This is a genomic window from Streptomyces luteogriseus, assembly GCF_014205055.1.
In the GTDB taxonomy this organism is placed as follows: Bacteria; Actinomycetota; Actinomycetes; order Streptomycetales; family Streptomycetaceae; genus Streptomyces; species Streptomyces luteogriseus.
In genome coordinates this window covers 7,299,836-7,317,652 of record NZ_JACHMS010000001.1, presented here as the reverse complement: position 1 = coordinate 7,317,652, position 17,817 = coordinate 7,299,836, and the positions used below count along the sequence as shown (strand labels likewise).

Below are 17,817 nucleotides of genomic sequence, written 5' to 3'. Positions count from 1 at the left end.
GCGGCGCATCGCCGGGCGCGGTTTCCGGAGGGCCCGCCTCAGGCGGCCGGAGGCGGAAGAACGCGTGCGGAAGGCATGATCGGCACCTTAGGCGCTGGTCCCGCGCCGGGACAATTCCCTTTCCGGGCCGCCGCTCGCCACCGGCTGCCCGGAACCCTTCGAGGGCGTCGAGGACTGCGCGATGAGGGCGCCCACCAGGACGATCGCCCCGCCGGCGATCTGCGGCGCCGAGAGGTGCTCGCCGAGCAGGACCCAGGCCAGGACGGTGGCGATGACCGCCTCGAGACAGGCGACGACCCCCGCGACCTGGGGGGAGAGCCGCCGCACGGAGACCACGCCGGTGACGTAGGCGACGACCGTGGCGACGAGGACGATCCACGCCAGCAGTACGACGGCGGCGACCGGCCTGCCGTCCATGCTCGCGGTGCCCCGGAGCACCGACCAGTCCATGGTCCAGGGCCGGGCGACGACGGTCAGCACGGCCGCGCCGACGAGCAGTCCGTAGGCGATGACGCCGAGCGGGTCGGGCGCCTCGTCCCCGGCGTCGCTGCCCTGGTCGGACAGGACGAAGTAGCCGACCTGGCAGCAGGCCGCGCCGAGGGCGAGCAGCAGTCCGAGGGCGTCGAAGCCGAGGCCCGACCAGACCTCGACGACACAGGCCAGTCCGCCGACCGCGAGGACGACACCGACGGCCGCGGCCCGCGTCACGGGCCGCTTCTGCACGAACCGCACCCAGCCCAGCACGAGCGCGGGCGCCAGGTACTCGATGAGCAGGGCGACCCCGACGGGGATCCGGGAGAGCGCGGCGAAGTAGCAGGCCTGGACACCGGCGACGGCCAGCAGCCCGAACCCGACGAGCAGCCCGGGGCGCCTGCGCAGCAGCGCGCGATGGCGCACGGCGAGCGGCAGCATCACCAGGGCCGCCCCGGCGACCCGCAGCCAGACCACGTGCAGCGGATCCAGACCCGCCTCGATCAGCGGCTTGGCCGCGACACCGGATCCGCCGAAGGCCACCGCGGACAGAAGCGCGAGGCCGAGCCCCACGCCCCTGCCGCGCCCGCTCACGCTGCTGTCAGAGGTACGCACCGGCACATGATGACAGGACACGACAGGAGCGTCATCCCCCATGGCACCTGTCTCACAGCATGGACGGGGCAGCCCGGGCCCCGCGCCGCGCCACTCAGCAGGTGGCCTCGCCGCATTCCTCGGTGCGGCCGGACCAGCCGTCGAGCCGGGCGAACACCTCGCGCGGGTCGATGCCGGCCCGTTCGAGCACCTCGACCGCACGGGCCTGCGGGTCGGCGACGATCGCGGCGAGGAGGTCGGTGCCACGGGCCGGTCCGCCGCGTCCGGCGGCGCGCTCGCAGGCGTACTCCACGGACGCGGCGGCGAGCGGGGAGTAACCCGCCGTCTCCGTCACCACGGGGACGGCGCCGGAGTCCTCGACACCGCTCTGCCAGCGCAGGCCGTAGCCGATGCTGCGCTGGACGAGATTGCCGAGCAACCGCGCGATCTGCGGCCCCTCCCCGAAGGCGGCACGCGCCTCGGGGTCGGATTCCAGCAGCGAGTGGAGCAGATGGGCGGTGTCGATCTGCCGGTCCCCGTCCCGGACAGCCCGGCGCCGGGCACCGCCGACCACCGACGCCAGCTCGTCACTGAGCCTGGCATCGTTGTCCACGCGCTGAATGCCGTGCTCATGGGCCGACTGCCGGGGGGTACGGGGTTGCACATCCTCTACCCCATCAGTCCCGCGCCCCCGGGTCATCCCCGGCGGGAAGCATCTTGGCGTCCCACAGGAAGTGGACTCCAGCGAGCGGAATCTCCTCCTTACGGAGGAGATCAGGCAGATTCCGGTGGAGACCGTCGGCTCAACTGACGGTTCGTCAGTATTGAACATTGCGGCCGCCCCGGCTACGTTCCGCGACACCCAGCCCGATACGAAGAGGTGGTCGCATGGCCGAAGTCAGCGCGGAGGCACGCATCGGGGCGCCGGCCGAGAAGGTGTGGGCCAGACTCACGGACTGGTCCGGGTACGGCGAGTGGAACGCGACCCACACGAGTTTCCCGGCGGGCGGCCCGGAACCGCTGGAAGTGGGCGCGACGTTCCAGGAGAACATGCGGCTGATGAACTTCCCGGCCGAAGTGGCGTGGACCGTCGAGGAGATGGAGCCGGCCCGCGTGCTCGCCATCCGCGGCAAGGGCCCGATGGCCGTGACCGTCGCGACGCGCTACACCCTCACGCCCGAGGGTGACGCCACGACGGTCCGCATCGACGGCGAGTTCACGGGCGCGACGGTGTCCTTGATGGCGGGCAAGCTCAAGGACTCGGCCACGGCGGCGCTGCACGAGTCACTGCGCAAGTTGGACGGGCTGGTGACCTGACACCCCTGCACGCCGAAGCGCCCCCCGACCACCCGGGGGGGCGCTTCGTCCACTGCGCGGCTCAGTCCTCGTCGGCGAGGATGAGGTACAGCTTCTTGCGGGCGTCGTTGATGACTCCGACCGCCTTCTCCCGCTGCTCCTTGCTGCCGGCCTTCCAGACCTGGCCGAAGGCCTCCATCAGACCGAAGCCGGCCTGGCGGATCTCACCGAGGGCCTCCCAGTCGACCCCGCGGGAGGCCTCCTCCCAGGGCGCCTCGGGCCCCTCCTCCGCAGCCTCGCGGCCGGCGTCGGTGAGCGAGAACAGCCTCTTGCCGCCCTCGGACGCACTGGCGATCAGCCCCTCGTCCTCCAGCAGCTGGAGGGTGGGGTACACCGACCCGGGGCTGGGCTTCCACGCCCCGCCGCTGCGCTCGGCGATCTCCTGGATCATCTCGTAGCCGTGCATCGGCCGGTCCTTCAGCAGGGCCAGGATCGAGGCGCGTACGTCGCCACGCCGCGCCCTCCCCCGTGGTCCGCCGCGCCCTCGTCCACCCCAGGGGCCCGGGCCGCCGGGTCCGCCCCAGCCGGGGCCACCCGGCCCGCCCGGCCCGAAGGGACCGAAGGCCGCACGCAGTCCTTCGAAGCCGCCCCGGCCGTGGTGCGGGCCGCCGTGTCCATGTCCACGCTCGAATCCGTGGGTACGCATCGCAACCACTCTCCATTCCATCGTTGATCCATCGCGATGCTTCAACGATATATCGGTAACTCTCGACTGGCAAGGCCCTGCCCGTTACGCCCCGGCCGGCAGAACCGGGCCAGCACTCGCGAATTGGCCTTGGCCTGCGGCTTCGTGGGAGCCCTAGCGTCGGGGCATGAGGATCCGAATCGTCGACGCCTTCACCGATCGCCCCTTCTCCGGCAACCCGGCCGGGGTCCTGCTCCTGCCCGGCGCGGGCGCCTTCCCGGACGACACCTGGCTGCAGGATGTCGCCCTGGAGGTCAACCACGCCGAGACGGCCTTCGCCCACCCGCTCCCCGGGGGCGCCGGGGCGGACTGGGCACTGCGCTGGTTCACCCCGGCCACCGAGGTCGCGATGTGCGGCCACGCGACCCTCGCCACCGCCCACGTCCTGCACACGACCGGCGTGCACACGGGCCCGGTGCGGTTCGCCACCCGCAGCGGCGTCCTCGTCGCCACGCCCGCCTCGGACGGCTCCGTCACGCTGGACTTCCCGACGGCCCCGCTCACTTCGGCCGACCCACCCCGCGGCCTCGCCGAGGCCCTGGGCGCCGAGCCGCTCACGGTCTTCGACACCGGTCCGAACATCGGCGACCTGCTCGTCGAGGTCGCCGACGAGAAGACGGTGCACGGCCTCCGCCCCGACCTGCGGGCCCTCGCGGCCCACTCCGAGCGCGGCGTCATCGCCACCGCCCGCGCTGAGGACCCTGCCCGGGGCTACGACTTCGTCTCGCGCTGCTTCTTCCCGAACGTCGGCATCGACGAGGACCCTGTGACGGGCAGTGCCCACACGGCACTCGCCCCGTTCTGGTCCGAGCGCCTCGGCCGCCCCGCCCTCACCGGTCTCCAGGCCTCACCCCGCTCCGGCCGCGTCCGCACGGAGCTGCGCGGCGACCGCACCCTGCTGACCGGCACGGCGGTCACCGTCATCGAGGGCGACCTGCTGGCCTGAGACACACCAAAGGGGCGTACGACACCGCCGTACGCCCCTTTCCGCGTCACGTCACGGCGTCGGCAGCCAGCCCACCTCGCCCGCCAGCAGCGCGTACCCGACGAACGCCCCGATGTCGAGCAGCGAGTGGGCGACCACGAGCGGGCCGACCCGCCCCCAGCGGCGGTAGAGGTAGACGAAGACGACGCCCATGACCATGTTGCCGACGAAGCCGCCGATGCCCTGGTAGAGGTGGTACGAGCCGCGCAGAACGGAGCTGCCGACCAGAGCCGCCGTCGGGGTCCACCCGAGCTGGCCCATGCGGCGCAGCAGGTAGCCGACGACGATCACTTCCTCCAGCACGGCGTTCTGGATCGCCGAGAGGATCAGCACGGGGTACTTCCACCACACCTCCGGCAGCGCCTCGGGCACCACGGTGAGGTTGAAGCCGAGGCCGCGGGCCGCCAGATAGAAGGCGACACCGGTGCTGCCGATGACCGCCGCGATCGCCGCCCCGCGGCCGAGGTCGGGCCAGGGGCGGGTGCGGTCGAAGCCGATCGTGCGCAGGCTCGCGCCCTCCCGCAGCAGGAAGTGCGCGACGAGCGCGACGGGCACGAGCGCCGTGGTGATCCCGAAGAGCTGCCAGGCGAGGTCGAGCCAGGGCCGCCCGGGCGCCGCCGAGGCGTTCATCGTGGCCGCCTGGTCCTTGAGGCCGCCCGGCTTGGTGACCGATCCGATGAAGCTGATCAGCGCGGACACTCCGCTCGCGCCCAGCGACAGCGCGAGGACCAGCAGTGTCTCGGTGCGGAGCATCCGCCGTGAGAGCCCCTGCCGGGGAATGGAATCGCCCACCGGGCTCGCCTCCGCCTGCACACCTGCCTCCACTTCACCGACGTGTCGGATCAGTATGGCGGCAGCGGGATCTCAGCCCGGCGGCGGCGTCAGTCCGGCGACACCGGCTCCGGCAGCCCGACCGGCCAGGTGTGCACCGGGTCGCCCTTGTGCATCAGCTCGCGGTAGCGCCGGGTCGTGGCGGCCAGCGCGTCGTCCCGGGAGAGGCCGGCGTCCAGGGCCGTGTGGAACGTGGCGGCCTGCCAGCTCGCCCCGTTCACCCGGCGCCGGCACCGCTCCTCGATCACGCCCAGGTACAGGTCGCGGTCGGCCGGTTCGACTCCCCAGGCGTCAAGACCGGCCTCGGCGAGCGGCAGCAGCTCGTCGCGGATCAGGTTCACCGCGTCGACCTCGGCGGTGCCGCCGTACCGGCCGCGCCGGGGCCAGCTGAAGCGGGCGTCGATGCCGTCCTTGCACGCGGCGTCGAAGTTGGCGGCGGCCGCCTCGAACGGCAGCCGGGTCCACACCGGCCTGGACTCCTCGGCCAGGGCCCGGACGACTCCGTAGAAGAAGGCCGCGTTCGCGATGACGTCGATGACGGTGGGTCCGGCCGGCAGGACGCGGTTCTCCACGCGCAGGTGCGGGACGCCGTCGGCGATGCCGTAGACGGGGCGGTTCCAGCGGTAGATCGTACCGTTGTGCAGGACGAGTTCGGCGAGCGACGGTGTGCCGCCCTGGTCGAGCACCTTCAGCGGGTCCTCGTCGTCGCAGATCGGCAGCAGGGCCGGGTAGTACCGCAGGTTCTCCTCGAAGAGGTCGTGCGCCGAGGTGATCCAGCGCTCCCCGAACCAGGTGCGCGGCCGGACGCCCTGGGCCTGGAGCTCGGGCGGGCGGGTGTCGGTGGACTGCTGGAACAGCGGGGGCCGCGACTCGCGCCACAGCTCGCGGCCGAAGAGGAAGGGCGAGTTGGCTCCGACGGCGATCTGCGCGGCGGCGACCGCCTGGGCCGCGTTCCACACGTCGGCGAAGCGGGCCGGGGTGACCTGGAGGTGCAGTTGCACCGAAGTGCAGGCGGCCTCCGGCGCGATGGACTTCGAAGTGCAGCTCAGGTGCTCCACGCCGTCGATGTCGAGGGTGAACTCCTCGCCGCGGGCAGCCACGATCTGGTCGTTGAGGAGGGTGTAGCGGTCGACGTCGGAGAGGTTCGACGACACCAGGTCGTCACGGTCGAGAGTCGGCAGAATACCGATCATCACGATACCCGCGTCGACTTCGCCGGCTTTTCGGTCGGCATATGCCAGCGACGTACGGAGTTCCTCCGCGAGACGGTCGAATACCCGGCCCCCAAGGCGGTGTGGAGGAATGTTCACTTCCAGATTGAACATGGCGAGTTCTGTTTGGAAGTCGCGACTCGCGATGCGTTCGAGGACTTGCCCGTTCAACATTTTCGGCATGCCGTCCGCACCTGCGAGATTCAATTCGATCTCCAGCCCCATGAGGTTCTTGGGGCGATCGAACCGCTGCTCCGCCAGGAGTCGCTCCAAGCCCGTCAGACACTGACGCAGCTTGTCGCGGTAGCGCTGGCGATCGGACAGGTCGAACCGGCCTGCCGCGACCTTCTCCCCCATCGAAGCGTCCCTCCTCGGATGATGCGGGCCGGGATCCCGCTGCCGGGGCCCCGGTCAGGTGGAGGATGCCCAGCGAAAGCGATCGATAACGTCCCGGGCGGAACCGACGGCCGCTACGCTGGTCACATGTGACCGGTGGCACATTCACTCGGCATGTCGCACAGGGTGGGTATCGGGCCCCGGGAACTCGTGAAAAACGCCGATGAGAATGGGCCGACCGGTTCGCGGACATGCGCCGAGGTCATCGCGGTGCACCCCCGTCTGGAATCGGGATAAATTCTCACGTATCGCCGACCGAATGTACCCTTGTTCTACTCACCGGAAACGGCTAGACGAAACACAGTCTGAACCCGTGTCGTATAAACTCCGCGAACAAGGCAGAAGGTTGGCGCCCACGGTCGACGGGTCCTGCCCCCGAGGCGACGCGGACCCCACCCCCCTCTCGTTCTCATGACCCCGGCCCCTGCCTCTCTGACCCTCGTGAGCTGACAGCGCCGTCCGCCCCCGCCCTCGCGCCACCGTGCCTTTGAATGAGAGGCGACCCACCATGCCGCTGCATGTCCCGCCGGCTCCCGCGCCCGCACTCCGTTCCGTCCTCACTGCGCTCTCCTCACCCACCGCGGTCCGCGAAGCCCGAACTCCCTCCCTGCTCGGCACCCAGGGACCCGCCACACCGGAGCTCCCCCTCCCCGTGCACGTGCTCGACCACGTCACGGCCGAGGGCGTGTCCGCGACCCGGCTGGCCGGGTGGCGCTTCCTGATCCGCTGCGGCGATCGCGCCGTGGCCGCGGCGGAGACCATGCTGACTCCCGACGGCTGGACCTTCTCGCACTTCTTCGAGGGCCCGTACATCACCTCCACCGAGCGCGCCCTGCGCCAGGCGGAGACGATGCCGCAGCCGTACCAGCCCCGCCTGCTGTCGGTGCCCGGCCTGTACATGCTGACGCTCTGGCTGCACGAGGACTGCACCGCGGACGGTGCCACCGGGCACCCCGCCGCCACCGACCTGCTCGTCCCGCTGGCGCCGGCGCCTCCCGGCATCGCGGCCCACCGCCCGCACCGCGTCGCCGAACTCCTCCCGGTGCTGACCCACCGGGCGGCCCCCACCAGACTTCTCGGCTCGCCCGCCTGAGACACCGCACAGCCCTTCGCACCCCGTCGCCGAATTTCCGGCGGCGGGGTCGTTCCTTTTCCGCGCGTTCGACCTGGACCGCTCACACGATCGCTTTGTCGCTCACGCGATCGCTCGTAGGAGCACGCATTGGCTCGTACGAGCCGAATGGGCGGTCGACCCGGGCGGACTAGCCCTATCCGGTCAGTGCGAACCACCCAAAGGGACAGTCCAGTTGGGATGAACCGTCCGCGCGGGTGATGCGTCCTGAACCTGTAAGAAGCGGTGCCGCGAAATCCCTGCGGATTGACGCCCGTGGGGCAACACTGGGTTCCGACGACTTATCACAAACGGGGGGCGGCCATGAACGACACTTCTAGCCGCGGAACAGACACGACATCCGACTCAGCCGACGTGATCCCATCATCCATCTCGACCCAGCGAAAGATCCCACCCATGTGCCAGCACCAGACCCAGTGCCCCTCAGCCGACTCCGCCGACCGGGAATCCGCCCGCCTCGTGGCGCACCACCCGGAACAGGGTTGGAGCCTGCTGTGCAACGGCGTGGTGCTCTTCGAGGACACCGGCGAGCTGCTGCCGGACGGCCGGGCCATCGCCCCGCACCGTCCGCTGGCCGGCCAGGTGATGACGGCCGCCTGAGGCCGTTCGGCGGGACGACGCCCCGCCGCCAGACATGAGGGGCCGGCCGCAGGACACCCTGCGCACCGGCCCCGACGCATGTCCGGCGGTCGTCACTTTCCGTCACCCGTCGCCACGTGCCGTTTCCCGGCCCGCAGCCTTCCCACGGATGCCCGTTTTCCGGAAGACTCCTGGAAGTTTCGCGGTCACCCGTCGACGGAGGTGGGGCAAGTGGGAGCACGTGGGGCCGAGGGCAAGGTCACGATCACGGAGATCGCCCGGCAGGCCGGCGTGTCCGTGCCGACGGTGTCCCGGGTCGTCAACGGCCGGTCCGACGTGGCACCGCAGACCAGGGCCCGGGTCGAGGATCTCCTGCGTCGGCACGGCTACCGCAGGCGCCCCGCCGCTCCGGGCACCCGTGCCGCCCTGCTCGACCTGGTCTTCGACGACCTCGACAGCCCCTGGGCCGTGGAGATCATCCGCGGGGTCGAGGAGGTCGCGCACGCCGCCGGTGTCGGCACGGTGGTGTCGGCCATCCACGGGCGTTCCGGCGACGCGCGCGAGTGGATGCGCAACCTGCGGGCCCGCGCCTCCGACGGCGTCATCCTCGTGACGTCGGCCCTGGATCCGACGCTGTACGAGGAGCTGCGGATCCTCGGGGTGCCCCTGGTGGTCGTCGACCCGGCGGGCTCCCCCGCCCTGGACGCACCCACGATCGGTGCCGCGAACTGGTCGGGCGGCATGGCGGCCACCGAGCATCTGCTGTCCCTGGGCCACCGCCGGATCGGCCTGATCGCCGGCCCGCCCCGGCTGCTGTGCTCCCGGGCCCGCCTGGACGGCTACTGCGCCGCCCTGGAGAGCGCCGGCATCACGATGGACCCGTCCCTCGTCGTCACCGGCGACTTCCGCCCCGAGTCCGGATTCACCGCCTGCACCACCCTGCTCGACCTGCCCGAGCCGCCGACCGCGCTGTTCGCGGCCAGCGACCAGATGGCACTCGGCGCGATCGAGGCACTGCGCCGGCGCGGCCTGCGGGTACCGGAGGACATGAGCGTGGTCGGCTTCGACGACCTTCCGGAAGTCCGCTGGTCGGCCCCGCCCCTGACGACGATCCGCCAGCCCCTGGCCGACATGGGCGCACTGGCCGTGCGCACCGTGCTCCGGTTGACCCGTGACGAGCAGCCGGACTCACCGCGCGTGGAACTGGGCACCGACCTGGTGGTACGGGCGAGCACGGCGCCCCCGGCCTGACCTCCGCCACGAGGAAACGGCGCCCCGCCACCCCCTGTCCGGCAGGGCGCCGCCCGTCCTCGCTACCTCCCCCCGAGCGCCTCGCGCAGCGCGAAGTACGCCGGCTTCCGCCGCAGTTCCTCGTCCCACGGCAGGGCCGCGCCCTCGCCCGGGAAGACCGCCGGGATCCACGAGTACTTGTCGGTGTAGTCCCAGATCGTGATGCCGACGCACCGGCGCACCGCGAGGCACGCCTCGGTCACGCCGGCGTACCACTCGGCCTGCTGCGCCAGCTTCTCCTCGGTCGCGGGCAGTTGCATCCGTATGTCGACCTCGGTGAGCGCGGTGTCGAGGCCGAGCCGGGAGAAGCGGCGGAGGTTGTCCTCCAGGGTGGTGGGATAGCCGTACTGGAGGGCCAGATGGGTCTGGAGGCCGATGCCGTGCAGCGGGACGCCCGCGGCCTTCAGCTCCTTGGCCAGCCGGTAGTAGGCGTCGCTCTTCGGGCCGGTCGCCTCGATGTTGTAGTCGTTGAGGTAGAGCTTGACGCGCGGATCGGCCTGGTGCGCCCAGCGCAGCGCGTCGGCGATGTAGCCGGGGCCGAGCGTCTTGTAGAAGACCGACTCCCGGTACGTGCCGTCCTCGTTGAACGCCTCGTTGACGACGTCCCAGGCGAACACCTTGCCCCGGTAGTGCCGTACCTCCGTCTGGATGTGCTTCTTCAGCACGGCCCTCAGTTCCGGGGCCGTCCACTCCCTGCTCGTGAGCCACTCCGGCAGCTGGCTGTGCCAGACCAGGGTGTGACCGCGCACCTTCTGCCGGTTGGCCCGGGCGAGGTTCACGATCTCGTCTCCGTGGGAGAAGTCGAACACGCCCTGCTGGGGCTCGGTCGCGTACCACTTCATGCCGTTGCCGGGTGTGATCTGGTCGAACTCGCTGCCGAGCAGGGCCTTGTACGGTCCGTCCACGAGCTCGGGGTTGTCGGTGGCGCTGCCGAAGTAGCGGCCGTGCCGCTGGGCGAGATCGGCGAGCGTGGGCTGCTGGTGCCCCGCCTGGGCGGGTGTGCCGGCGCCGATGCCGGCGGCGACCAAGAGCGCGGCGAGGGCGCCGGCGAGTCTGAGACGGGTGGTGCGCATGGTGCGACTCCTCACGAGGTGGGTGGGTAGAGCCGTACGTTCGCGGCGCGGGTCAGCCCTTGGTGGCGCCGGCGGTGAGGCCGCCGACGAGCTGACGCTCGGCGACCGAGTAGAAGGCGAGGGCGGGGACCATGGCCAGCACCAGATAGGCGAAGACCTTGGCGTAGTCCGCGGAGTACTGCCCCTGGAACTGCTGGACGCCGATCGGCAGCGTCCACCACTGGGCGTCGGTGAACACCAGCAGCGGCAGGAAGAAGTTGTTCCAGCTGGTGACGACGGCCAGCACGGAGACGGTGCCGAGCGCGGGCCGGGCCATGGGCAGCAGTACCCGCCAGAAGAAGCCGAACGAGCTGCACCCGTCGAGCGTGGCCGCCTCCTCCAGCTCGCCGGGGATCTGCCGGAAGAAGCCCCGCAGGATGATGATCGTCATCGGCAGTCCGAAGGCGGCCTGCGGGAGGATCACGCCGAGCGGGTTGTCCAGCAGGTCCAGGGAGCGCAGCAGCAGGAACAGCGGCAGGGCGGCCACCGCGAACGGGAACATCAGCCCCATGGTGAACAGCGTGAACAGCGCCTCGCGGCCCCGGAAGGCGAACCGTGCGAAGGAGAAGGCCGACAGGGCGGAGACCGCGACGATCAGGACGGTCGTGCCGATCGCGATCAGCGTGCTGTTGCCGATCAGCCGCCAGAAATCCCCGGAGCCGAGGATCTGGGTGTAGTTGGAGGCCACCCACGACTCGGGCAGTCCGACGGGGTTGCGGGAGAGCTCGTCGGTGGACTTGAAGCCGGAGAGCGCGGCGTAGAGCAGGGGGACGGCCATGACCGTGCCGACGACGGCCAGAACGAGGTGGAGGCCCCAGGTCCTGCCGCTCCCCGGAGACTTCTGACTGGCTGTCACTTTCCGTCACCCCGCATGGTCGTGGTGGCCCCTTCCAGGTCGCGCCGGAGGACGAACCGCTGGTAGGCGAGTGCGAAGACGAGGCTGATGCCGAACATGACCACGCTGATGGCGCTTGCGTAGCCCACCTGGTAGCGCTTGAAGCCGTACTGGAACATGGTCACGGCCATGGTCTCGGAGTGGTGGTCGGGGCCGCCCGCGGTGGTCACCCACACCAGGTCGAAGAGCTGGATCGACCCGATGACCGCCAGGAACACGCTGATGCGCAGGGTGGGTGCGAGCAGCGGCAGCGTGACGTTGCGGAACCGCTGCCAGGCACTCGCTCCGTCGATGAGCGCCGCCTCGGTCAGTTCCCGGGGGACGGCCTGGAGCCCGGCCAGGTACAGCATCATGTGGAAGCCGAAGTACTTCCAGGTCATGACCAGGAAGACGGTCGCCATCACGGTGGACGGGTCCGCGAACCACTCTCCGCCCAGCCCCTCCAGCCCGACTTTGCCGAGGACCTGGTCGGCGAAGCCGTCGTCCGGGGCGAAGATCATGCCGAAGAGGATTCCGGTGATGGCCTCGGACAGGACGTACGGGGCGAAGAACAGCATCCGGTACACCGCCCGGCCGCGCATCCGCTGGTTGAGCAGAACGGCCATGGCGAGCGCGAACGGCAGCTGGAGGGCGAGCGACAGCACCACCAGGACGAGGCAGCGCCACAGGTCGCCGAGGAAGACGCCGTCCTGGAGGAGCCTGGTGAAGTTCTCGCCGCCGATGTAGTCGGAGGGCATGCCGAAGCCGCCCCAACGGAAGAACGCCGCGTACAGGGCGAAGAGCATCGGCAGCAGTACGAGCCCCATGAACAGCACCAGGGCCGGGAGCTGGAACCCGGCGGCGGTGAGCCAGTGCAGAGCGCGTCGCCGGGCCCGCCCCGTGGACCGGTCCGGGGCCGGGGGCGGGGAGCCGACGCCGGGGCCGGTCCGTTTGTCCGGCAGGAACGTGGAGGTCATCGCCGGCTACTGCTCTTCCTTCGCGGTCTTCGTGATCGACTGGGCGACCTGCCCGGGCGACTTGGAGCCGGAGATCAGCGCGGCCACGCTGTCGTTGACCTCCTGGCCGACGGCGGGCGCGTACGCCTGGTCGAGGTAGAGCTGGAAGCCGGTGGCCGCCTTCAACTGGGCCTGTACGGCCTTGATGTTGGGGTCGACGATGGCGCTCTCGGCCGCCGGGACCACGGGCAGCACACCGGTCTTCTTGACCAGTTCGAGGTCGGTGGCCTCGGATGCGAAGAACTTGAGGAAGTCGACGGCCTCCTGCGGGGCTCCCCGGCGCAGTGCGTGCCCGCCGCCTCCGCCGAACACCTCGGTGATGGCGCCCTTGCCGCCCTCGACCGCGGGGAACGGGAAGAAGCCGAGGTCCTTGCCGAGGCCCTTGCCCGAGTCGGCCTGGACCGTGGGCGCCCATTGGCCCATGAGCTCCATGGCCGCCTTGCCGTTGCCGACGGTGGCGGCCTGGCCGGTGGGGGTGGAGTAGGCGGCGCCGAGGTAGCCCTTCTGGAACGGCTGGAGGCCGACGAGTTCCTTCAGGTGCTCGCCCGCCTCGACGAAGGGGGCGGTGGTGAAGTCCTTGTCGTCGTAGGCCTTCTGGAGCGCCTCGGCGCCGGCGGTGCGCATGGCGAGGTAGGCCCAGTAGTACATGCCGGGCCACTTCTCCTTGCCGGCCAGGGCCAGCGGCGTGACCTCGGCGGCCTTCAGCTTGCGTACGGCGTCGAGGAAGTCGCTCCAGGTGGTCGGGGGCTCGGCGATGCCGGCCTTCTCGAAGAGCGCCTTGTTGTACCAGAAGCCGATCATGCCGATGTCGAACGGGATGCCGTAGGCCTGGTCGTCGATCAGGTACGGCTCCCTGGCGACCGGCAGCAAAGCGTCGCCCCACGGCTTGGTCCGGTCCGTGAGGTTTTCGACGAGCCCGGCGTCGACCTGCTGCTTCAGCACGCCGCCGCCCCAGGTGTGGAAGATGTCGGGCAGCTTCCCCGAGGCGGTCAACGCCGTCATCTTCGACTTGTAGGCGTCGTTCTCCATCTGGACGATCTTTATCTTGACCTTGGGGTTCTGTGCCTCGTACTTCCGGGCGAGTGCGGCCCAGACGCCCTTGGCCGGCTGGGTGGTGGAGATGTTCCACCATTCGATCGTGGTCGTCCCCGACGACCCTCCGTCCGAGTCCCCGCCGCATGCGGTCAGTGCCGTCATCCCCAGGCCTGCCGCGGCGGAGGCCGCCAGGAAGCCGCGGCGGGACAGTGCGGGGTCGCCCATCATGCGCTCCTCGAAAGTTTCGAACGAGATCCAGAAAGCTTCGTTGCTGCCGCACCCTAGAGACAGCGGCCAAAGCGTGGCAACCCCTTGTACGCGGTCAATCTCTCTGCGATGCAAGGACCTTGCGCCGTGGCGAAACATTCGGTTGCGCAGACGAACGTTCCGAGACCGGTGCGATCACGATCACGCAGGGTGTCCGCGCTCGAGCCGAGGCTCGACGCCGCTCACGCCCGGGGCGCAGGCGCGCCGCCCGCTCTCATCTCGCGTTTTCGCCCCTGCGGCCGCCAGGCCCGCCAGTCTTAACGGAAGCTTGACGCGCTCAGCCGCCTCATTCATGGGCCACCGCATCACGCTCCGCTTACGCTGATCGGGCCGTCCAGTGATGGCCGGAACCACGCCGAGCCGCACATCGGGAGCACGTCGATGGCCACCACCGAGCACCCGGCACCGAGCCGTCCGGAGCCCACCCCACCCAGCCGCCTGCGCGCCTGGATGCTGGAAGGCCTGTCCGACATGGGCAAGGACGGTGGCCACACCGGCCCCCACGCCCAGCCCGAGCCCCCGCACCGGGGACAGCGCTGGTGGCGGGTGATGTGCCTGACCGGCGTCGACTACTTCTCGACCCTCGGCTACCAGCCGGGCATCGCCGCCCTCGCCGCCGGACTGCTGTCTCCGATCGCGACCATCGTCCTGGTCGTGGTCACCCTGGCCGGCGCCCTGCCCGTCTACCGCCGTGTGGCCGAGGAGAGCCCCCACGGCGAGGGCTCGATCGCGATGCTGGAGCGGCTGCTCTCCTTCTGGCAGGGCAAGCTGTTCGTACTGACCCTGCTGGGGTTCGCCGCCACCGACTTCCTCATCACCATCACCCTGTCGGCCGCCGACGCCTCCACCCACCTCGTGGAGAACCCCCATCTGACCGGTGCCCTGCACGACAAGCAGATGCTGATCACCCTGGTCCTGGTGGCCCTGCTCGGGGCGGTGTTCCTCAAGGGCTTCCTGGAGGCGATCGGCGTCGCGGTCGCCCTCGTCGGCGCCTACCTCGCGCTGAACGCGGTCGTGGTGTCGGTCGGCCTCTACCACGTCATCACCGCCGGTCATGTGATCACCGACTGGTCGAGCGCCCTCACCGCCCAGCACAGCAACATCTTCGCCATGATCGGCGTCGCCCTGCTCGTCTTCCCGAAGCTGGCGCTCGGCCTCTCCGGGTTCGAGACGGGAGTCGCGGTGATGCCGCACGTCCAGGGCGACCCGGACGACACCGAGGCACGGCCGACCGGCCGCATCCGCGACACGAAGAAGCTGCTCACCACGGCCGCGCTGATCATGAGCGTCTTCCTGATCACGACGAGCTTCATCACCACCCTCCTCATCCCGGAGAAGGAGTTCGAGGCGGGGGGCCAGGCCAACGGCCGCGCGCTCGCGTACCTGGCACACGACTACCTGGGCAACACCTTCGGCACCGTCTACGACGTCTCGACGATCGCCATCCTCTGGTTCGCCGGCGCGTCCGCGATGGCGGGCCTGCTCAACCTGATGCCGCGCTACCTGCCCCGCTACGGCATGGCCCCGCACTGGGCCCGCGCCGTACGGCCCATGGTCATCGTCTTCACCCTGATCGCCTTCCTGGTCACCTGGATCTTCGACGCCGACGTCAACGCGCAGGGCGGCGCCTACGCCACCGGCGTGCTGGTCCTGATCAGCTCCGCCGCGATCGCGGTGACCATCGCCGCCCGCAAGGCCCGGCAGCGGAACTGGACCGTCGCCTTCGCGGTGATCTCCGCGGTGTTCCTCTACACGACCGTGCTCAACGTCATCGAGCGGCCGGACGGCGTGAAGATCGGCGCCTGCTTCGTCGCCGGCATCATCCTCGTGTCCCTGCTGTCGCGGCTGGCCCGGGCCTTCGAGCTGCGCGTGACCAGCGTGACGCTGGACCACATGGCGGAGCGCTTCGTGCGGGACATGGCCGGCCGGCGGATACGCTTCATCGCCAACGAGCCCGACCGGCGCGACATCGCCGAGTACCGCGCCAAGATCGAACAGATCCGGCACGACAACGACCTGTCCAGCCAGGAGGACTTCGTCTTCGTCGAGGTGACGGTCACCGACCCGTCCGAGTTCGAGGCAGGCCTGACCGTGCGCGGTGAGGTGCTGCACGGCCGCTACCGCGTCCTGACCCTGGAGTCGTCCTCGATCCCCAACGCCCTGGCCGCGCTGCTGCTGCACGTCCGCGACGCGACGGGCCGCACCCCGCACATCTACTTCGAGTGGACCGAGGGCGGGCCCTTCGCCAACTTCCTGCGCTTCTTCCTGTTCGGCCAGGGCGAGGTCGCCCCGGTGACCCGCGAGGTCCTGCGCGAGGCGGAGCCGGACCGCAAGCGGCGGCCCAGGGTGCACGTGGGCTGAGTCAGGCCGTCGCGCCCTTCCTGCCGAAGCCCCTTCGCGGCGGGCGCACCACGACCTGCCCGTAGTGGATCTCGCCCGTGATCCGTATTCGCAGCAGGACGGGGGCGTCGGCCGGCCGGCGGGCCTTGATCTCGGAATAGTTCAGCACCAGGCCGCCGGTGTCGACCACGACACCCGGCCGGGTCAGCAGCTTCAGGGCGCCTGCCCGCAGATCCAGGTCGATGTCCAGGGTGTCGTGGCTGATCACCGCGTCGGTGAAGTCCAGAGCCACCTCGCCCCACGCCGAACGGATCTCCAGCCGCCGCGGCACCACCCAGCCGTCACACCGGCGGGTCGAGGCCCCCTCCTGCCGGATCCGGACGACGTCCTCGGCCCCGCCGGACGCCTGACCGGCCACCGCGGGAAGATCCGCCGTCAGCACGGCGAGCTCGCCCACCGTGCGTGCGGACAGCGCCGTCTCCAGCCGCTCCTCGAGCTCCTCCAGGGTGAGCCGTCCGTCACCCGCGGCGACGCGCAGCACGTCCACGACCCGGTCCCGGTCCGCGTGCGACGCCCTCACCTCGGGCGATCCACCCGTCCGCGCGATCTCGGCCGCCATCACTCCACCCCCGATCCCCCGGGCACGCCACCCGGCCCACCCACTCGACCACTAACGCTATATCGCGTCATACCCAACGGCCAACCCCGCAGCCCCCGTTCCCTCCCGGCGCCCCTATCGTGACCGGCATGCAGTCCTACACGATCGGCCAGGCAGCACGGCTGCTCGGCGTCAGCCCGGACACCGCCCGCCGCTGGGCGGACGCGGGCCGCATCACGACCCACCGCGACGAGGCCGGGCGACGGCTCGTCGACGGGCGGGACCTGGCCGCCTTCTCGGTCGAACTCGCCCGGTCCGGCACCGCCGAGGAGGACACCCCGTACACCTCGGCCCGCAACGCCTTCCCCGGCATCGTCACCGCGATCAAACTCGGCGACGTCGCCGCCCAAGTGGAGATCCAGGCCGGCCCGCACCGGCTCGTCTCCCTGCTCACCCGCGAGGCGGTGGAGGAACTCGGCCTTGAGGTCGGCATGGAGGCGACAGCCCGCGTGAAGTCGACGAACGTACATATCGACCGCGTCTGAACCCGAGGGGAGGCGGAGGCGACGCAAACGCACGCCTGCCAGGGCGAACGCCGATATCGGGCTACCGTGCCCCCATGAGCCTGAGCATCGGCAACCAGCTCGCCGGCACCGTCACCGCCGTCACCCCTGGCGAGGCCATGGCGACGGTCAGGGTCCGTCTCACCGGCGGCCGGAACCTCACCGCGGCGATCACCCGCGAAGCCGCGGAAGACCTCCGCCTCACCCCGGGCACCGCCGTGCGCGCCCTGATGAAGTCGACGGAGGTCTCCCTGGCCACCGCACCCGTCGAGGGCCTGTCGATCCGCAACCAGCTCCGCGGCACGGTCACGGACCTCGCCGCCGGCGACGCCATGGCATCCGTCCGCGTCACAGTGGAGGGCGGCGAACTGACCGCCGCGATCACCCGGGAGGCCGCGGAGGACCTGGCCCTGTCACCCGGGCTCCCCGTCGTAGCACTGATCAAGGCGACCGAGGTGTCACTCGCCACCGCCTGACCGGCC

At 70.6% G+C, this 17,817-nt stretch carries 18 protein-coding genes; 8 read left to right on the top strand and 10 right to left on the bottom strand.

Features of this window, described 5'->3' with window-relative positions:
• Nucleotides 1–87: 87 nt before the first annotated feature.
• Together BJ965_RS32650 and BJ965_RS32645 are read right to left on the bottom strand one after the other, a co-directional pair.
• The gene (locus BJ965_RS32650) at nucleotides 88–1,092 is read right to left on the bottom strand and encodes an EamA family transporter (RefSeq protein WP_184917743.1); all 1,005 of its coding nucleotides are present in this window, start codon (nucleotides 1,090–1,092) and stop codon (nucleotides 88–90) included.
• An 88-nt stretch (nucleotides 1,093–1,180) separates the two neighbouring features.
• Nucleotides 1,181–1,729, bottom strand: a complete 549-nt coding sequence (locus tag BJ965_RS32645) for a Clp protease N-terminal domain-containing protein (RefSeq protein ID WP_376777956.1) — start codon at nucleotides 1,727–1,729, stop codon at nucleotides 1,181–1,183.
• A gap of 224 nt (nucleotides 1,730–1,953) precedes the next feature.
• On the opposite strand from BJ965_RS32645, the gene BJ965_RS32640 reads away from it, so the two are divergent.
• The gene (locus BJ965_RS32640) at nucleotides 1,954–2,382 is read left to right on the top strand and encodes a type II toxin-antitoxin system Rv0910 family toxin (RefSeq protein ID WP_184913768.1); all 429 of its coding nucleotides are present in this window, start codon (nucleotides 1,954–1,956) and stop codon (nucleotides 2,380–2,382) included.
• A 61-nt stretch (nucleotides 2,383–2,443) separates the two neighbouring features.
• Here BJ965_RS32640 and BJ965_RS32635 read toward each other — a convergent pair whose 3' ends face one another.
• Nucleotides 2,444–3,067, bottom strand: a complete 624-nt coding sequence (locus tag BJ965_RS32635; protein ID WP_184913766.1) for a PadR family transcriptional regulator — start codon at nucleotides 3,065–3,067, stop codon at nucleotides 2,444–2,446.
• 166 nt (nucleotides 3,068–3,233) lie between these two features.
• Between BJ965_RS32635 and BJ965_RS32630 the strand changes: the two genes are divergently transcribed.
• Nucleotides 3,234–4,052 carry a PhzF family phenazine biosynthesis protein gene (locus BJ965_RS32630; RefSeq protein ID WP_184913764.1) on the top strand — a complete coding sequence of 273 codons (819 nt, stop codon included), beginning with the start codon at nucleotides 3,234–3,236 and terminating at the stop codon, nucleotides 4,050–4,052.
• 51 nt (nucleotides 4,053–4,103) lie between these two features.
• On the opposite strand, the gene BJ965_RS32625 is transcribed toward BJ965_RS32630, so the two are convergent.
• The gene (locus BJ965_RS32625) at nucleotides 4,104–4,904 is read right to left on the bottom strand and encodes a CPBP family intramembrane glutamic endopeptidase (RefSeq protein WP_184913762.1); all 801 of its coding nucleotides are present in this window, start codon (nucleotides 4,902–4,904) and stop codon (nucleotides 4,104–4,106) included.
• 68 nt (nucleotides 4,905–4,972) lie between these two features.
• On the bottom strand, nucleotides 4,973–6,490 hold the full coding sequence (locus BJ965_RS32620; RefSeq protein WP_184913760.1) for a glutamate-cysteine ligase family protein: 1,518 nt from the start codon (nucleotides 6,488–6,490) through the stop codon (nucleotides 4,973–4,975).
• A 547-nt stretch (nucleotides 6,491–7,037) separates the two neighbouring features.
• Here BJ965_RS32620 and BJ965_RS32615 point away from each other — a divergent pair.
• The 3 genes from BJ965_RS32615 (at nucleotide 7,038) to BJ965_RS32605 (ending at nucleotide 9,491) form a co-directional block, all read left to right on the top strand.
• Complete coding sequence (locus tag BJ965_RS32615; protein ID WP_184913750.1) at nucleotides 7,038–7,622, top strand: hypothetical protein; 585 nt, start codon at nucleotides 7,038–7,040, stop codon at nucleotides 7,620–7,622.
• Nucleotides 7,623–8,057: 435 nt separating this feature from the next.
• On the top strand, nucleotides 8,058–8,261 hold the full coding sequence (locus tag BJ965_RS32610; RefSeq protein ID WP_030835828.1) for a DUF5999 family protein: 204 nt from the start codon (nucleotides 8,058–8,060) through the stop codon (nucleotides 8,259–8,261).
• A 201-nt stretch (nucleotides 8,262–8,462) separates the two neighbouring features.
• On the top strand, nucleotides 8,463–9,491 hold the full coding sequence (locus BJ965_RS32605) for a LacI family DNA-binding transcriptional regulator (protein ID WP_184913749.1): 1,029 nt from the start codon (nucleotides 8,463–8,465) through the stop codon (nucleotides 9,489–9,491).
• 62 nt (nucleotides 9,492–9,553) lie between these two features.
• On the opposite strand, the gene BJ965_RS32600 is transcribed toward BJ965_RS32605, so the two are convergent.
• The 4 genes from BJ965_RS32600 to BJ965_RS32585 all read right to left on the bottom strand — a co-directional run bounded on the left by BJ965_RS32600 (nucleotide 9,554) and on the right by BJ965_RS32585 (nucleotide 13,792).
• Nucleotides 9,554–10,603 (bottom strand): endo-1,4-beta-xylanase, encoded by a 1,050-nt coding sequence (locus tag BJ965_RS32600; protein WP_184913748.1) that lies wholly within the window; start codon nucleotides 10,601–10,603, stop codon nucleotides 9,554–9,556.
• Between the two features lie 52 nt (nucleotides 10,604–10,655).
• The gene (locus BJ965_RS32595; RefSeq protein ID WP_246548401.1) at nucleotides 10,656–11,420 is read right to left on the bottom strand and encodes a carbohydrate ABC transporter permease; all 765 of its coding nucleotides are present in this window, start codon (nucleotides 11,418–11,420) and stop codon (nucleotides 10,656–10,658) included.
• Nucleotides 11,421–11,494: 74 nt separating this feature from the next.
• On the bottom strand, nucleotides 11,495–12,493 hold the full coding sequence (locus BJ965_RS32590; RefSeq protein WP_184913746.1) for a carbohydrate ABC transporter permease: 999 nt from the start codon (nucleotides 12,491–12,493) through the stop codon (nucleotides 11,495–11,497).
• A gap of 6 nt (nucleotides 12,494–12,499) precedes the next feature.
• Nucleotides 12,500–13,792, bottom strand: a complete 1,293-nt coding sequence (locus BJ965_RS32585) for an extracellular solute-binding protein (RefSeq protein WP_184913745.1) — start codon at nucleotides 13,790–13,792, stop codon at nucleotides 12,500–12,502.
• A gap of 423 nt (nucleotides 13,793–14,215) precedes the next feature.
• On the opposite strand from BJ965_RS32585, the gene BJ965_RS32580 reads away from it, so the two are divergent.
• Nucleotides 14,216–16,195, top strand: a complete 1,980-nt coding sequence (locus BJ965_RS32580) for an APC family permease (RefSeq protein WP_184913744.1) — start codon at nucleotides 14,216–14,218, stop codon at nucleotides 16,193–16,195.
• A 1-nt stretch (nucleotide 16,196) separates the two neighbouring features.
• Here the strand turns inward: BJ965_RS32580 and BJ965_RS32575 are convergent, their stop codons facing one another.
• A complete protein-coding gene (locus BJ965_RS32575) occupies nucleotides 16,197–16,793 on the bottom strand; it encodes a DUF1707 SHOCT-like domain-containing protein (RefSeq protein ID WP_184913743.1) in 597 nt (198 codons plus the stop codon).
• Between the two features lie 128 nt (nucleotides 16,794–16,921).
• Here BJ965_RS32575 and BJ965_RS32570 point away from each other — a divergent pair, with 128 nt between their 5' ends.
• Together BJ965_RS32570 and BJ965_RS32565 are read left to right on the top strand one after the other, a co-directional pair.
• Nucleotides 16,922–17,317 carry a TOBE domain-containing protein gene (locus tag BJ965_RS32570; RefSeq protein ID WP_010041352.1) on the top strand — a complete coding sequence of 132 codons (396 nt, stop codon included), beginning with the start codon at nucleotides 16,922–16,924 and terminating at the stop codon, nucleotides 17,315–17,317.
• A gap of 74 nt (nucleotides 17,318–17,391) precedes the next feature.
• Nucleotides 17,392–17,811 (top strand): TOBE domain-containing protein, encoded by a 420-nt coding sequence (locus BJ965_RS32565; protein WP_184913742.1) that lies wholly within the window; start codon nucleotides 17,392–17,394, stop codon nucleotides 17,809–17,811.
• Nucleotides 17,812–17,817: the final 6 nt, after the last annotated feature.

Coding starts and splice junctions, on each gene's coding strand:
- BJ965_RS32640 (WP_184913768.1), top strand. CDS start 1,954: ATGGCCGAAGTCAGCGCGGAGGCACGCATCGGGGCGCCGGCCGAGAAG.
- BJ965_RS32610 (WP_030835828.1), top strand. CDS start 8,058: ATGTGCCAGCACCAGACCCAGTGCCCCTCAGCCGACTCCGCCGACCGG.
- BJ965_RS32620 (WP_184913760.1), bottom strand. CDS start 6,490: ATGGGGGAGAAGGTCGCGGCAGGCCGGTTCGACCTGTCCGATCGCCAG.
- BJ965_RS32570 (WP_010041352.1), top strand. CDS start 16,922: ATGCAGTCCTACACGATCGGCCAGGCAGCACGGCTGCTCGGCGTCAGC.
- BJ965_RS32600 (WP_184913748.1), bottom strand. CDS start 10,603: ATGCGCACCACCCGTCTCAGACTCGCCGGCGCCCTCGCCGCGCTCTTG.
- BJ965_RS32565 (WP_184913742.1), top strand. CDS start 17,392: ATGAGCCTGAGCATCGGCAACCAGCTCGCCGGCACCGTCACCGCCGTC.
- BJ965_RS32580 (WP_184913744.1), top strand. CDS start 14,216: ATGGCCACCACCGAGCACCCGGCACCGAGCCGTCCGGAGCCCACCCCA.
- BJ965_RS32575 (WP_184913743.1), bottom strand. CDS start 16,793: ATGGCGGCCGAGATCGCGCGGACGGGTGGATCGCCCGAGGTGAGGGCG.
- BJ965_RS32635 (WP_184913766.1), bottom strand. CDS start 3,067: ATGCGTACCCACGGATTCGAGCGTGGACATGGACACGGCGGCCCGCAC.
- BJ965_RS32585 (WP_184913745.1), bottom strand. CDS start 13,792: ATGGGCGACCCCGCACTGTCCCGCCGCGGCTTCCTGGCGGCCTCCGCC.
- BJ965_RS32595 (WP_246548401.1), bottom strand. CDS start 11,420: ATGGCCGTCCCCCTGCTCTACGCCGCGCTCTCCGGCTTCAAGTCCACC.
- BJ965_RS32615 (WP_184913750.1), top strand. CDS start 7,038: ATGCCGCTGCATGTCCCGCCGGCTCCCGCGCCCGCACTCCGTTCCGTC.
- BJ965_RS32630 (WP_184913764.1), top strand. CDS start 3,234: ATGAGGATCCGAATCGTCGACGCCTTCACCGATCGCCCCTTCTCCGGC.
- BJ965_RS32590 (WP_184913746.1), bottom strand. CDS start 12,493: ATGACCTCCACGTTCCTGCCGGACAAACGGACCGGCCCCGGCGTCGGC.